We start from the raw sequence: 14,890 nt of genomic DNA on the forward strand, positions 1-14,890 counted from the left end.
CTTTTTCTATCTGCACAAAGCCGGCGTCCTCCCTGACCAACAACTCAATAAAACAACCTTGATGCAGCCAGCGGTTGGTCTGTGTCAAAGCGGAGGACTATGCGATGAATCTCAAACGAAGTAATCGATTGGGCAGGAGTCTATTCTTTTGCCTTGTATTGACGCTCTTCTTTAGCCTCGTCTTTTTACAAGGATGTAGTAGTGGCAGCAACAAAAGCGCGAATAAAGTGACCTTGATTCTTGGCGCTTACACCACGCCGCGTGAAGCTTACGGCAAAGCCATCCTTCCGGCGTTTAAAAAATATTGGCAAGAGAAAACCGGACAGGATGTTGAGTTTCAGGAATCCTATCAAGGCAGCGGCGCGCAATCACGCGCCATCATCGGCGGCTTTGAAGCCGATATTACGGCGCTATCACTGGAAGGCGATGTCGATAAAATCAGTGAAGCCGGTTTGATTACCCATGACTGGAAAGCGCAACCCCATCGCGGCATGGTCAGCACGTCGATTGTAGTAATTGCGGTTCGCCAGGGCAATCCCAAAGGCATTAAAGACTGGGCGGATTTAGCGCAGGCGGGACTCAATGTTTTAACCCCTGACCCGAAAACTTCGGGCGGCGCGCAATGGAACATCAATGCGATTTATGGCGCGGCGCTCAGAGGATTTGCTGGTACGCCGAAAGACGATAAAGCGGCGGCTCAGGAACTCCTGAAAAATATTTTTCGCAACGTTTCGATTATGGATAAAGGGGCGCGCGAATCCATCACCACCTTTGAAAAAGGCGTCGGCGATGCCGCCATTACTTACGAAAACGAAGTGCTGGTCGGCAGAAAAGCCGGGCAGACTTATGAGTATGTGACACCGCGTTCGACTATTTTAATTGAAAACCCTGTGGCGTTGATTGACAAACATGTTGATAAACATGGCGTGCGCGAAGTCGCCGAAGCCTTCGTGAATTTCTTATGGTCGCAGGACGCCCAACGCGCCTATGCCGAATACGGTTTGCGTCCGGTTGACCTGAAAATTAGTGAAGAAGTGAAAAAAAACTTTCCGCCGGTTGATGACCTCTGGCGCATTGATTATCTGGGCGGCTGGAAGCGCGTGACCGAAGAGATATACGGCGCGCAAGGCGTCTATACGAAAGTCATAGAGGAGTTGCAAAAAAACCAATGAGCGCCATCGCTCAATCGCAAAAAAATAGTCGACCCGTTGCGCGCGCGAAGCCTTGGTTTGCGTGGGGTAAATGGGGCTTGCGCGTGGTAGCGGTTAGTTATTTGTTTTTGATGATTGTGCTGCCGCTTTCCGCGATATTTCAAAACGGCTTCAGTCAGGGACTCGCGGCTTTCTATCAGGAGTTGATTGCCCCGATAGCTTTTGATGCGCTCAAGCTGACATTGATGGTCGCGCTCATCGTCACCGTGATTAACGCGGTGATGGGAACGCTCACGGCTTATGCACTGGTGCGTTATGACTTTCCCGGCAAGAGTCTGTTCAACGCCATGATTGATATGCCGTTTGCGATTCCAACATTGGTAACGGGGGTGATGCTGGTGGCGCTTTACGGGCAGCAACGAACGCTCGGCGCATGGCTTGGCGCACAGGACATTCAGGTTATCTTTGCCACGCCGGGCATTGTGCTGGCGCTGCTGGTGATTACTTATCCGTTTGTCATTCGCGCGGTGCAACCGCTATTGATGGAAACCGATATCGGGCAGGAAGAGGCGGCTTATACGATGGGCGCGTCAAAATGGACGACTTTTCGCAAAATACTACTGCCGACAATTTTCCCGGCAATCGTGACCGGCGCGCTGCTCAGTTTCGGCAGAGCGCTTGGTGAATTCGGTTCGATTGTCGTCGTCGCCGGAAACATTCCCGGTCGCACACTCACCGCGCCGGTTCACATTTATGGACAAATCGAATCGCAGAATCAACACGGAGCAAGCGCCGTATCAATCTTGCTGTTGTCGATTTCATTCCTGTTGATTCTGACGGTTGATTGGTTGCAAAGCCGCAAACGGAGTACCTATGTCGCAAACTGAAGCTGCTTTTACGCAAATTACTTTGACGCGCAGAAAACGCTTTCGCGTGGGCGAGAGTTTAATCGTTTTGTTCGTTTTAGGCTACGCTGCGTTTTTATTGGTTGGACCGCTCATCGCCATTATTTTGGGCGCATTTGCGGATGGTTTTGGGGCGTTCATCAACGCGGTTACTTCCGAAGAAGCAATTTACGCCTTGAAACTCACTTTGATACTGGCGGTTGCCGCAACCCTCATCAATACGATTTTCGGGATGTGCATTTCCTGGGTTCTGGTGCGCGATGATTTCAAAGGCAAGAGCATTTTAAACGGGCTGGTTGATATGCCGTTTGCGGTGTCGCCGGTTATCGCTGGTTTTATGTTGATTCTGCTGTTTGGTCGAACCGGTTGGTTTGCGCCTTTGATTGACCGGCTCGGAATCAAAATGGTTTTTGCAACGCCCGGTATGTTAATCGCCACGATTTTTATCTCTCTGCCATTTGTAATTCGTGAAGTGGTGCCGGTGCTCAAACAGGTCAACCTCGATCAGGAGCAGGCGGCTTACACCATCGGCGCAAGTAAATGGCAGACCTTCTGGCGCGTCACACTGCCTGCGATTCGCTGGGGATTGTTTTACGGCATCTCGCTTACGTTTGCCCGCGCGGTCGGGGAAATCGGCGCGGTCTTGGTGGTAAGCGGCGGCGTGAGCAAATTAACCGAAACCGCAACTCTATTTATTTTTCGTTCACTCGATGATCGCAATTATGTCGGCGCATATGCGATGTCCGTCGTTCTTGCGGCAATTTCATTCGTCATTTTGATGCTCATCGAACTTTTCAAAAAACGCACAACAGAAAATCACTGAATGAAATCATCGGAACCTCGTCATAACCTGCAAGGATTTTTCTGCTGTGATGGCATCAGGCAGATTTAAACACCCTCACCGGTAGCAATATCAGGGAGAGTTTATGAATATAAAAATTCGTTCGTTTACACATAGTTTCATCGTGATGTTGATGACAGTTGTCATTGCTCAGGCACAGGCAGGCGACCAATTATCACTAAAAGCCGATGACGGCAAAGCGCCTGAATCAACCATTACAGAAGTCGAGCGCCTGAAAAGCGAAATGGAAAAATTGCAAATGGTTGTCGAACAACAGCGGCAATTGCTGCTTGAAATGCAAAAGCGGCTTGTAATGATGGAAGCGAGTTTGCCGCAAAAAACTTCTGCGCCAAATGATAAATCCGTAGTCGCAAATGCTACTGCGTCGCAAACGCCATCGCTTGGTGATGGAACCACAGTGACAAAACCGCCTTCAGCACAAGAGAAACCGCCAGCAGTTGCCGGGTGGGATAAAAATCATGCCTTTCTGCGAAGCGCCGATGGCGCATTTGAAACCACCATCGGCGGCTACGCTCAACTGGATTTTCGCGGATATGCATCGGGCAATCATCCGCCCAACACTTTTCTCATCCGACGGGCGCGATTGATTCTCGAAGGCCGTTTGCACCGCTACTACGACTATAAAATCGAAGGCGATTTTTCTGACACCAACAACACCATTTTGCGCGATGGTTTTGTGCGCATTCATCGCATAGAGGCATTGCAACTCACCTTCGGACAATTTCGCGTGCCGATTTCGCAGGAAGAAATTCGCTCTGACAACACACAGGATTTCATCGAGCGTTCCCTGGTCAATAATCTGGTGCCCAGTCGCAGTCCCGGCTTGATGGCATCGGGCGTGATAAGCCGAGGTAAATTTGCATATCAGGTTGGCGCGTTCAATGGCAAAGGATTGCTTGCCGGTAACAATAGCGGCACGCCTGAAATCGCTTTGCGTCTGCGATTCAGTCCGTGGAAACAAGAGAAAATATTTTTAGCGAAAGGCTTGAGTTTCGGCGGCGCGATTACCCAAGGTCGAAATGTGAACGGGCAGAGTGTTCGCGGGCAAACCGAAAGCCGCAGCTTTACGTTCTTCGCTCCGGAAACGGTTAATGGAAAATACACGCGGGCGAATGCTGAGTTGACCTGGTTGTTGGGGAGTGCGGCGTTTCGCGCGGAGTATGTGCAAACGCATCAGCAGCGGCAAAGCTTAGGCGCGGGCGGCACCAATCTTCCGGGCGTCATCGCCAAAGGCTATATGGCGCAGTTCACTTATCTGCTCACCGGGGAAGCTAAACCCGAAGCGGCAACCGTTACGCCGAAACGCGAACTGTTCAGCAACGAAAATGGCAGGCGCGGATTGGGCGCTTTTGAACTCAAGTTCCGTTATGCCAATTTGCAAATCGCTGACGGAACGCCGCGAAGCAATCGCGCCGAAACGATTTTCTTTGGTCCCAACTGGTATTTGAATCGTTTCGCGCGTTATCTGCTCGATCTGGGATTTGAGCGATACAAAGACCCATCGCGTTCACCTAGTCCACACGATAAAAATTTCTTCGTGGTTCTCAGTCGCCTGCAATTCACGCTCTAAATTTGGTGATTAATTATGTCCATTATTCTCGAAAATCTGACCAAGCGATACGGCAATCAATTCGTGGTTGATAACCTATCGCTTGAAATTACCGATGGGGAATTATTCGTTCTGCTGGGTTCAAGCGGCAGCGGCAAAAGCACCATCCTGCGATTGATTGCCGGTCTCACAGAACCAACCGAGGGTCACATATTGCTGCATGGCAAAGATGTGACTTACCTGACGCCGCAGGAACGCGGCACCGGTTTCGTCTTTCAAAACTACTCCATCTTTCGTCACCTGAGCGTCAGCGAAAATATCGAGTTCGGCTTGAAGATTCGCAAAACGCCGCGCGCCGAGCGTGTGAAAAAACGCGAACAATTGCTTGAAATGGTTGGACTCGCGGGACTCGGCAGCCGTTATGCGCATCAACTTTCGGGTGGGCAACAACAGCGCGTGGCATTAGCGCGGGCGCTGGCTTATGAACCGAATGTGTTATTGCTTGATGAACCTTTTGGCGCGCTCGATGTGAAGATTCGCGCGCAATTGCGCCGCAGCCTTAAAGAGATTCAACGTCGACTCGGAGTGACGACAATTCTGGTGACCCACGATCAGGAAGAGGCATTTGAACTGGCGGACAGAATCGGCGTGCTTGAACGCGGCAGATTGCTTGAAGTTGACACCGGCGAAAATTTATATGCGTGTCCGAGGACCTTATTTGCGGCGACCTTTCTGGGCGCAGGTACGGTGCTTGTGGGTAGAGTTGAACAGGGCAAAGCGAAATTCGGCACGCTGAATTTGCCTTTGTCGCCGGAAATTGAGCACAAAGAAGGCGAACGTGTGCAAGTGTTATTTCGACCCGAACAGGTCAAATTATTTACAGATGAACCGAATGCGGATTTGCCGGTAATCGGCAAAGGCGAAATTATTGAAGACAATTTCACCGGCGCATTGCGACGATTGCGCCTCAGATTGCCGCATTTGACGGGCACGCGGCAACTTTCCCCTGTGGTGCCGTTCGGTGAAGAGGATATGCTGGTCGATGCCGCGGTTGCGCCGGAAAGCGGTTTTGCAGAGAAAGCGGTTTATGTCGGTCTGCGCGATTGGACGATTCTCAAACCTTCGATTCCGCGCCTGCTGGTTTGTGATTTCGGTGAAGGATTAACGGTTTCGCTTTCGGCGGCGAAAATTCTTGCACAGCAGATGGGCGCGTTAATTACTGTGCTGGCGGTTGCCGATAACCCCGAAATTGGTGAACGTTTCCGCAGTGTGATTAGTGATGCCATCGAACAGCAGGGATTGGCGCAGGCAGATGTGCATATTCGTTATGGCAACTTGCTTGAGCAGCTTGCCATTGAGCAGGCTGAATCGTTTTATGAAATGTTGATTGTCTCGGCGAAATCACGAATTAAAAATTTCATAAGCGGCAATCGCGAGTCAACGAGCAGGCAGCCCGGCGAATTGTTGCTGAATGAATTGAGTCGTTCGGATATGCCGATTCTGGTGGTGAAAGAAGAACTCACAACCATCAGGCATCTGTTGATTTGCACGGCGGCAGGCGAACCCGGAAAAAGTGATGTGCGCGTCGGCGGACAACTGGCGCGCCGGCTTGGCGCGACGGTTACTCTTTTTTATGTGACCAGAGGGGCTGCGGAACCCGATACCTTGGTGCGTAATCACCTGGAACGCGCGGCGGCAACGCTTCGCACCTACGATGTCGAAAGCCGTGTGCGTTATCGCCAAGCCCACCGACCCGCCGAAGGTATCGTTGCTGAGGCTCACGCCACCGATTATGACCTGATTGTAATGGGCAGTTCCGGTGCGCGTAAGCGCGCTTTTTTCGGAATGAATAATGTGACGAAAGAGGCGTTTGCAGGAACGCCCAAACCGGTTTTGATTGTTCCTGCTGAAGAATAATCCGGTCGTTTTGGTTTTCTGGCAGAAGTGAAGGGATTTCAGTTTGTGCCCTTATCAAAACTTCGTGAAGGCTATAGGAAAACGTGAATATTCAGGTGAAGCCGGGAAGGCATAGTGGGAAAAAGCTTTGGCAAAGTTCTTAAAATCCCTTGCATAAAACTGCAAATCATTATATTTTTCATACCCTTCAAGTAATAATGATCAGGCTTGGTTGTTCTATGGATCATATTCTCAATAATTCTTAATACAAGATGCCTGCTTGACGCCCAAAGGCACAATTTTCAAAATCAGTGGAAATTAGATATGAATGAGGGGCTTTTCTGTTGACAGAGAAAGCCGCTCGAAAGTGCCCGCCTTTAAGGACCGTAAGGCTTCCGCGTGTTAGGTAATTTCAATATTTTGACGTTTTTGCCGTAGTCAATTCCTAAAGGAAGCATCAACCTAAAACGGAACGCTAATTGGGTAGCGTGAGGAAATCTCAGGCTGCGCTACCGCATCAGGATTGATGATTCTTTTCAACGATTAATAGCATCACCTAGCATTTTAAACAAACGATGCTATGGCGATTCTATTGATCAGGCATAAACAATCTTAGGAGGATTTACATGAGACGACTCACTTCAATTGTATTGGCGCTTCTCATCCTATCAAACGTTGCAGTCTTTGCGCAGACAACCCGAGGAAGTTTGTCGGGGAATATCAAAGACCAAAATAACGCAACCATCGTAGCCGCCAATGTAACCATAAAAAATGTTGCAACCGGCGAAGAATTTCGCACGACGTCTGATTCTCAAGGGGCGTTCATTTTTGCGTCGATCCCACTGGGAAAATATTCCATTGCCGTAGAGGCGACCGGATTCAAACGCACCGAAGTAACCGAGGTAGCGATTGAGGTTGGCACCCCTGCGAAAGTTGATGTGGTGCTGGAGGTCGGAGCCGTCACTGACCAGGTCACCGTCACTGCCGGAGAAGCGCAGGAAATCATCAATACGACTAACCCCACGCTTTCAAAAACCGTCACTGCCAAACAGGTTCAGGATTTGCCGCTGCTATCGCGCAATCCCCTTGATTTAGCGCGCTTGCAAGCCGGTCTTGCGGTCAACGGAACCGATGTTCGCAATGCTTCTGTGCAAGGTCTGCGCGGCAATGCCACCAACGTCACGCAAGATGGCATTAATGCGATGGACAACTTCGTCAAAGGCAGTTCGTTTTTTGCCATCAGTTCGCCATCGCTTAACGCCACCAGCGAATTCAGCATCACCGTCGGAACGGTTGGTTCGGATGCCGGTCGCGGCGTGGCGCAGGTCACACTGGTTACGCCGTCAGGAACCAATGAATTTCACGGCGGCGTGTTTTATCAACATCGCAATGATGCGCTAAATGCCAACACCTTTTTCAATAATGCGACAAAAACTGAAAAAGCCTATCTGCGGCAACATTTCTTCGGGGTCTCATCATTGGGTCCGGTGTGGATTCCCAAGGTGTATGACGGGCGCAACAAGAGTTTCTGGTTCTTCTCTTATGAAGGATTTCGCGAGCCGTTCTCGGCAACCCGCAATCGCACAGTGCTGACGGACGATGCGCGCAAAGGAATTTATCGCTATGTGGGTGCGAACGGTCAACTGACAACCGTCAACCTGTTGTCGCTTGGCAATTTCCGTTCGTTGAATTCACTGACCACGACGCAACTCAATGCCATGCCGACGGCTAACAATACGCTGTTGGGTGATGGGTTGAACACCGCAGGTTTTCGCTACAATGTGCCGGGCGAAGACCCCAGCGACCGCTATAACCTGAGAATCGACCAGAATCTGTTCAGCAGCGAAAAATTGGGAACCCACAAACTTGAAGCGGTCTGGCATTACGGCGAATTTTTGCTGACTCCTGATACTTTCAATGGTCTTGAATCGCCCTTCCCAGGCGGCGTTAATGCTTTCCAATCTTCCAGAAGAACCCTGTGGAGCGCCGCGATTCATTCAACCTTTGGCGCTTATGCGACCAACGAGGCGCGCTTTGGTCATCAGGAAGCGCCAGTAGGATTTCTGCGCGAATCGCAACCTGACACACCCTTCATCACTTTCGGGTCGGTCACCAACTTTAACAATACCTTTATGTCACAAGGGCGCAACACCAAACTCAATCAGTTTGTTGACAACTTCTCTTTGATTCGCGGGAAACATACTTTCCGTATGGGAATCGATGTACAGAATGTTTTTGCCTACAGCTACAATGATGCGGGCATTAACCAGACCATCGCCATTGGAACCAACAGTGCAAATCCCGATGGGTTGGTGACGGCCAATTTTCCCAATTTGCCTTCGGGGCAAGCGGGAACCGATATTTTTAACCGGGCGCGCGCGATCTATCGTGACCTGACCGGTTCGCTAGGTTCGTCATCACGAACCTTCAATGTCAACAGCCCGGATTCGGGATTTGTGGCGGGCGCAACACGCGGTCGCCGCTTCCTCTACAGAGACGTCAGCTTGTATTTTCAGGACGCCTGGCGCGTAAAACGCAACTTCACATTTAATTATGGGGTGCGTTGGGAATATCTGGGGGTGCCGAGTTTGCCTGACGGATTGGGATTGCAAGTAACCAACTTTGACGATATTTTCGGCGTTTCGGGTCCTGGCAATCTCTTCAAACCTGGTGTGACCGGCGGCAATGCGGCGGCGACGCTTGATTTCGTGAGCGGCACGACCGGCAAATCGCTTCACCAGAAAGACTACAACAACTTCGCGCCGTTTATCGGGTTTGCCTGGAGTCCGAATTTTGAAAGCGGGATTCTCAGTTGGATACTCGGCAAAGAAGGCCGTAGTTCGATTCGTTCAGGCTTTTCCATCAGCTATCTGCGCGATGGCTTCACGGTTATCAGCAATGCGCTTGGCGTTGGCACGACCAACCCCGGATTGATTCAAACGGCAGCAAGCACAGTGCCCACTGGTGTCCTTACCAGTGCCGGTGTGCCGCTGACGACGCCCATCTTCAAAGTGCCGATTACCTCGGCGGAAAATTTCGCCATCAATTCCGGTAACGGGCTATGGGCGATTGACCCGAATTTGGCGACGCCATATGTTCAGCAATGGTCATTCGGTATTGAACGCGAACTTACGCAAAACATGGCTTTGGAAATTCGTTATGCCGGAAACCATGCGGTTAAAATCTTCCGCGCCGTTGACTACAACGAAGCCAATATTTTTGAAAACGGCTTCTTGCAGGAATTCCTCAACGCCCAGAGGAATCTGGCGATCAACCAGGCAGCCGGTTCAAATAGCTTTGCCTCAGGAAGACCGGGAACCGTTGCCTTGCCAATCTTCACGGCGCTGTTCCAAGGCGTTTCTAACGCCAACGGCTTCGGCAGCACGGGCTTTATCTCGAACCTCCAGCAAAACAACATCGGCACGATGGCGAACACTTTGGCTTATAGCCCGACCTACAGAACCGGTCGCGGCAATGTCGCGCCGAATTTCTTCGTCGCCAATCCGAATGCCGCTTTTGCCCGCGTTCTGGGCAACGGTTCCTATTCAAATTATCATTCCTTGCAGGTGGAAATTCGCCGCCGCTTTGCCGCTGGTTTGCAATTCCAGGCGAATTACACGCTCAGCCGAACCCTCAATGATGGCACCACGATTGTCAACAACCAAAGCACGCTTGAGTCCTATCGGACACTGAGAAACCTGCGACTGGATTATCAGAATTCCGATCAGGATCAACGCCATCGTTTCGTTGCCAATACGGTTTACGATTTACCGTTTGGCACCGGACGGCGATTCCTGAACAATACTTGGGCGCCACTTCGCAAAGCCCTTGAAGGCTGGACGCTGGGAACGATTGTCACGATTCAGAGCGGTTCACCTTTTTATATCACTTCAAACCGGACGACGTTTAACAACTTCAACGGCGGAAGCAATCCGGCGGATTTGGTGGGACTGTCGTTTGATGAGTTCAAGAAAAACCTTGGGGTGTTCAAAACAGCGGCGGGGGTTTTCTTTATCAACCCGACGCTGCTGACTTTGAATATCAATCCGACGACCGGGCAACTCAATAGTTCCAGAATCAAGGACGGCATCTTTGCTGCGCCGGCTCCCGGAACTTTTGGCAACTTCCCGCTCAACTCGCTCTACGGACCGAGCTTTACGCAAACCGATTTCAGTGTGGTCAAACGCACCTATTTCAGTGAGCGTGGCAATGTCGAATTGCGGGTCACAGCATTCAATGTCTTTAACCATGCCAATTTTACTTTCGGCAGTCAAACCTTCGATAGCGCAAGCTTTGGTCGAATTACCGGCACACGCGGTATCGAGCGTCAATTCCATTTCGCTCTCGGCGTCAACTGGTAATCCGGGTTTTTAATTATGGAAGTGTTTTTTAGGAGCGGTGATTTTCAGCCGCTCCTTTTTTTAGAGCTGAAGGGATGTTGAGGGGGTGGTCTAAAGACCGCGCTTTAATCAACGACGCGGTCTTGAGACCGCTTGTTCAACAGCAGTTGTGCAAGGCAGGTTAATCAGCACAAACGGGTTGTCGGGCTTGAATAATCCGCTCGGCGAAAATTCAACCTACGGCAAGCCCACCGCGCAAATGCCGGGGTGACGCCGGAAGGTTACGAACTCAATATTCCAACTTTCCTTCGTACATCATATCTTTCACCTTGTAACGTCTATCGAGGCGATAGGTGTTGTTGAGTTCGGTGAAAAAATGGATTTCCTCGCTCTCCGGCGTGATGAACGGTTTGCCATCAACCAGGCGCTGAAAAATGAATCGCGCGCCCAAGCCATCCGGTTTTGGCGGTTGATATTCGTGTAGAAAAATGCGCTTTCCGCCTTTAATTTCAAGATAGGTGTTATTTTTTAACACCGCTGTGCCACGCGATTGTAATAGCCCATAAGCTTCCTGAACATTGGAGCCGACCTGTTGCGAATCAACCGAAACCGTGATGACGATGTATTCCAAAAACTCACCCTCAACGATTGATTTCAGGTGCGCCGCCAGTTCATTGCTGAGCGATTGTTTCTGTTTAACTTCCAACAACCGCGCGATGGCTTGGCGAATGGGTTTGGCAGAAAGGAAACGAATGCGAAAATTCAAGTGTGTCGCCGTATCAGTGTTTGCCGAAGTGGGCGAATTGACGCCGACTCTGCCGGAGGTCGGACCTCTGAAAAGCGAGACATTGGAGGTGTATACCTGGGTTCGTCCCCAGGGCGAATCATTGAGTAATTTCTGCGCCTCTTTTTCCGTCCACTCCGTATAAGGTTTTTTATCCCATTGCGCGAAGGCTTGAAAAGGGATGATTAAAGATAGAAGGGCAAGAAGCAAAGTTACCCGGTTTTTTAAACACCTCATGGTTTATCTCCCTTGGCGAATTGTTAGCAGTTGGGTGATAAGTAAATGACTTGAGCCAAAGATTGTCAACCCCGCAAGGTGATTCCTGCTGAAATTTCACTGATGCTTGACCATTGTTTGCAGCGACTCGTATCATATCGCTTGTTTTTTACTCGTCACAAAACTCGGTATCCTTTGGCGATAGTTATCGCACATGACTTACATCAAATCAGGCAGGAGAATATTAATGGCATATCAAGAAGCGGGAAAATTCATTTGGCATAATGGCAACGTCGTCCCCTGGCAGGAAGCTACCATCCACGTCATGTCTCACGTGGTCAATTACGGTTCATCGGTGTTTGAAGGCATCCGTTGTTATGAAACCAAACGTGGTTCGGCAATCTTTCGTTTGCCCGAACACATCGACCGCCTGGTCAATTCCGCGCACATCTATCGCATGAAACTCGCATACAGCCGGGATGACTTGATGAGTGCCTGTCATCAAATGGTCAGCGCCAATGATTTCAAACATTGTTATTTGCGCCCGCTCATCTTTCGCGGCTATGGACCGTTTGGCGTAGACCCGTTTCCCGCGCCCATTGAGGTTTACGTTTGTTCGTGGGTCTGGGGCAAGTATTTAGGACAGGAAGCCCTCGAACAGGGGGTTGATGTTTGCGTATCAAGCTGGACGCGCATTGCGCCGAACACTTTGCCGTCGATGGCGAAAGCCGGAGCCAATTACATGAACTCGCAACTCATCAAGATGGAAGCAAAAATCAACGGCTACGTCGAAGGCATCGCGCTCGACCCGCAAGGCTACATCAGCGAAGGTTCCGGCGAAAATATTTTCCTGATTAAAAACGGCGTAGTGATGACGCCGCCACTGTATTCAACGATTCTGCCCGGCATCACGCGGGATTCGATCATCAAGATTTGCAAAACGCTTGGTCTTGAAGTGGTCGAACGCGCCATTCCGCGCGAAATGCTTTATCTCGCGGATGAAATTTTCTTTACCGGCACGGCTGCCGAAATCACCCCGATTCGTTCCGTAGATAAAGTGCAAGTCGGCGTCGGTCATCGCGGTCCGATTACCAAGATGTTACAGGATAAATTCTTTTCGATTATCGAAGACGGCGATGATGAATTCGGCTGGTTGAGTTTTGTGGAAAGCTCAAAATTCGCAACCCAGAGCGAACAACCGGTGAGTTAAATATTCAAAATAACTTTAGTTTGTTGAGAAGGCGGTCTCAGACCGCCTTTGTTTTTGCGCGAATGGCGCGGTCAATGACCGCTGGTTCAACGGTGATTTTTATATTTTGGTTTACTGAAAAATCGCTGATGGGGCGCGGTATTCTTTATCCCAGCCTTCATAGACCACATCGGTTGCGCCGATGACGTATCTTATGACTCGCCATTTGCCGTTTTGCTTTTTCAGCAGAGCGCAAATCCAATCATCGAAAATCCCATCTTTGATGGCTTGTTGATAAGCGGTGCCGCGATAATCCATGCGCTTGCCGCCGGGTTGTTGCGGCACGCCGCGCATAAACGCCCAGTCGCCTTGCAATTTCAAATGGTCAACTTTGAAGACCACCTGTTTGCCCAACTCCTTTTCAACCGGCGCGCGCAGCGCGTCCATAATCGCTTTGCGTTCGGGCGTGCCTGCTTTCGGCGTATAAGTTTGCGCCAACGTCGCAACGCAAAACCCCAGGAGGATTAAAAATAACCAATAAACACGGGCTTTTTTTAGCATAACGAATCCATGAAACTATTTATGTTTCCATTTGGTGCCTTGCGGCGTGTCTTCCAAAATAATACCGCGCGCCGCAAGTTCGTTGCGGATTTCATCGGCGCGGGCGAAGTTGCGTGCTTTGCGCGACTGGTTGCGCTCTTGAATCAAGGCTTCGATTTCCGCATCAAGCGACACCGCTTTCTCTTCGCCTAAAATGCCGAACACGCTGTCGAGTTTTTCAAGTAGCGCAAGCGCCGCCATTTTATCGTCTTCGCCAAACGCGCCTTCGTCCATTGCCGTGTTGATGTCGCGGCGAAAATCGTGAATGGCAGCAAGCGCGCTCGCGGTATTCAAATCATCATTCATGGCGTTTTCAAAATCGCTTTGCGCGCGACGAATGATTTCATTAACCCGTTCGTGCGAACCCGCTTTGCCGGTAAAGTCTTTGACACGACGGCGGAAATTGCGGAGTTTTTCAATTGCGGTTTCTGCGCCGCGCAGACCATCCAGCATGAAATTGAGTTGTGTGCTGTAGGGCACTGAGACGAGCAGATAACGAATCGCCGCAGGCGAAAACCCTTTATCAAGCAAATCGCGCACGGTGTAAAAATTGCCCTTTGATTTGGACATTTTTTCGCCTTCGACCAACAGAAACTCAACGTGAAACCAGTGTTTGACGAAGGGCTTTCCGGTTGCGCCTTCCGATTGCGCGATTTCATTTTCGTGATGCGGGAAAATCAAATCGACGCCGCCGCAATGAATGTCGAACGATTCGCCGAGATACTTCATAGACATCGCCGAGCATTCGAGATGCCAGCCCGGACGACCGATACCGAAAGGCGTTTCCCAGCGCGGTTCATCCGCTTCTTTCGGCGCTTTCCACAATACAAAATCCCGCGCATCGTCTTTTTCATACTCATCAACATCGACGCGCGCCCCTGAAAGATTGCCTTCAACTTTAAGTCCCGAAAGTTTGCCGTAAGTGGGCAGCGTGGCGATGCTGAAATAGAGCGACCCTTCGCTTTCGTAGGTGTGACCGTTGGCTTGCAAACGCTTCATGATATCGACCATTTCGGAAATGTGATGCGTGGCGCGTGGAATGATTTCCGGGCGTTCGATATTCAAGGTGTCCACATCTTGCAAAAATTCGTCGGTATAAAATTCGGTGAACTCCTGCAAACTTTTTCCTGACTTGCGCATATCGCGAATGATTTTGTCTTCGATGTCGGTGATGTTCATAACATGCACGAGGTCGTAGCCGAGATATTTCAAATAGCGGCGCAAAATATCGACGGAGACAAAGGTTCGGAAATTGCCGATGTGCCCGAAATCGTAAACCGTCGGGCCACACGCATACATCCGCACCTGATTATTTTCGAGCGGGTGAAATTCTTCTTTGGCGCGGGTGAGCGTGTTCCTGAGTTTTAACATAAATGGTCGTTATCCTTTGTTAGCTTT

10 protein-coding genes are annotated in these 14,890 nt (G+C 50.2%); 7 read left to right on the top strand and 3 right to left on the bottom strand.

Annotation, left to right across the window (positions count from 1 at the left end; translation table 11 throughout):
- Positions 1-104: 104 nt before the first annotated feature.
- From AB1757_01795 to AB1757_01820, 6 genes are all read left to right on the top strand, one after another.
- Complete coding sequence (locus tag AB1757_01795) at positions 105-1,172, top strand: sulfate ABC transporter substrate-binding protein (protein MEW6125770.1); 1,068 nt, start codon at positions 105-107, stop codon at positions 1,170-1,172.
- Positions 1,169-2,038 carry a sulfate ABC transporter permease subunit CysT gene (gene cysT / locus AB1757_01800; GenBank protein ID MEW6125771.1) on the top strand — a complete coding sequence of 290 codons (870 nt, stop codon included), beginning with the start codon at positions 1,169-1,171 and terminating at the stop codon, positions 2,036-2,038. Before AB1757_01795 ends, cysT begins: the two co-directional genes overlap by 4 nt.
- Complete coding sequence (locus AB1757_01805; GenBank protein ID MEW6125772.1) at positions 2,025-2,879, top strand: sulfate ABC transporter permease subunit; 855 nt, start codon at positions 2,025-2,027, stop codon at positions 2,877-2,879. The genes cysT and AB1757_01805 overlap by 14 nt, the downstream gene beginning before the upstream one ends.
- Positions 2,880-2,982: 103 nt before the next feature.
- Complete coding sequence (locus AB1757_01810) at positions 2,983-4,488, top strand: porin (protein ID MEW6125773.1); 1,506 nt, start codon at positions 2,983-2,985, stop codon at positions 4,486-4,488.
- A 15-nt stretch (positions 4,489-4,503) separates the two neighbouring features.
- On the top strand, positions 4,504-6,384 hold the full coding sequence (locus tag AB1757_01815; GenBank protein ID MEW6125774.1) for an ATP-binding cassette domain-containing protein: 1,881 nt from the start codon (positions 4,504-4,506) through the stop codon (positions 6,382-6,384).
- Between the two features lie 605 nt (positions 6,385-6,989).
- Positions 6,990-10,724: a carboxypeptidase-like regulatory domain-containing protein gene (locus tag AB1757_01820; GenBank protein ID MEW6125775.1), complete on the top strand. Its 3,735-nt coding sequence runs from the start codon at positions 6,990-6,992 to the stop codon at positions 10,722-10,724.
- 268 nt (positions 10,725-10,992) lie between these two features.
- Here AB1757_01820 and AB1757_01825 read toward each other — a convergent pair whose 3' ends face one another.
- Entirely contained in the window at positions 10,993-11,724 is a 732-nt protein-coding gene (locus AB1757_01825) for a hypothetical protein (GenBank protein ID MEW6125776.1), read from the bottom strand.
- Positions 11,725-11,950: 226 nt separating this feature from the next.
- Between AB1757_01825 and AB1757_01830 the strand changes: the two genes are divergently transcribed.
- Positions 11,951-12,913 (top strand): branched-chain amino acid transaminase, encoded by a 963-nt coding sequence (locus AB1757_01830; GenBank protein MEW6125777.1) that lies wholly within the window; start codon positions 11,951-11,953, stop codon positions 12,911-12,913.
- Positions 12,914-13,024: 111 nt separating this feature from the next.
- On the opposite strand, the gene AB1757_01835 is transcribed toward AB1757_01830, so the two are convergent.
- On the bottom strand, positions 13,025-13,453 hold the full coding sequence (locus AB1757_01835) for a hypothetical protein (GenBank protein ID MEW6125778.1): 429 nt from the start codon (positions 13,451-13,453) through the stop codon (positions 13,025-13,027).
- A 15-nt stretch (positions 13,454-13,468) separates the two neighbouring features.
- On the bottom strand, positions 13,469-14,863 hold the full coding sequence (cysS, locus tag AB1757_01840; GenBank protein ID MEW6125779.1) for a cysteine--tRNA ligase: 1,395 nt from the start codon (positions 14,861-14,863) through the stop codon (positions 13,469-13,471).
- Between the last annotated feature and the right edge of the window lie 27 nt (positions 14,864-14,890).

The organism is Acidobacteriota bacterium (genome assembly GCA_040754075.1).
GTDB lineage: Bacteria > Acidobacteriota > Blastocatellia > UBA7656 > UBA7656 > JBFMDH01.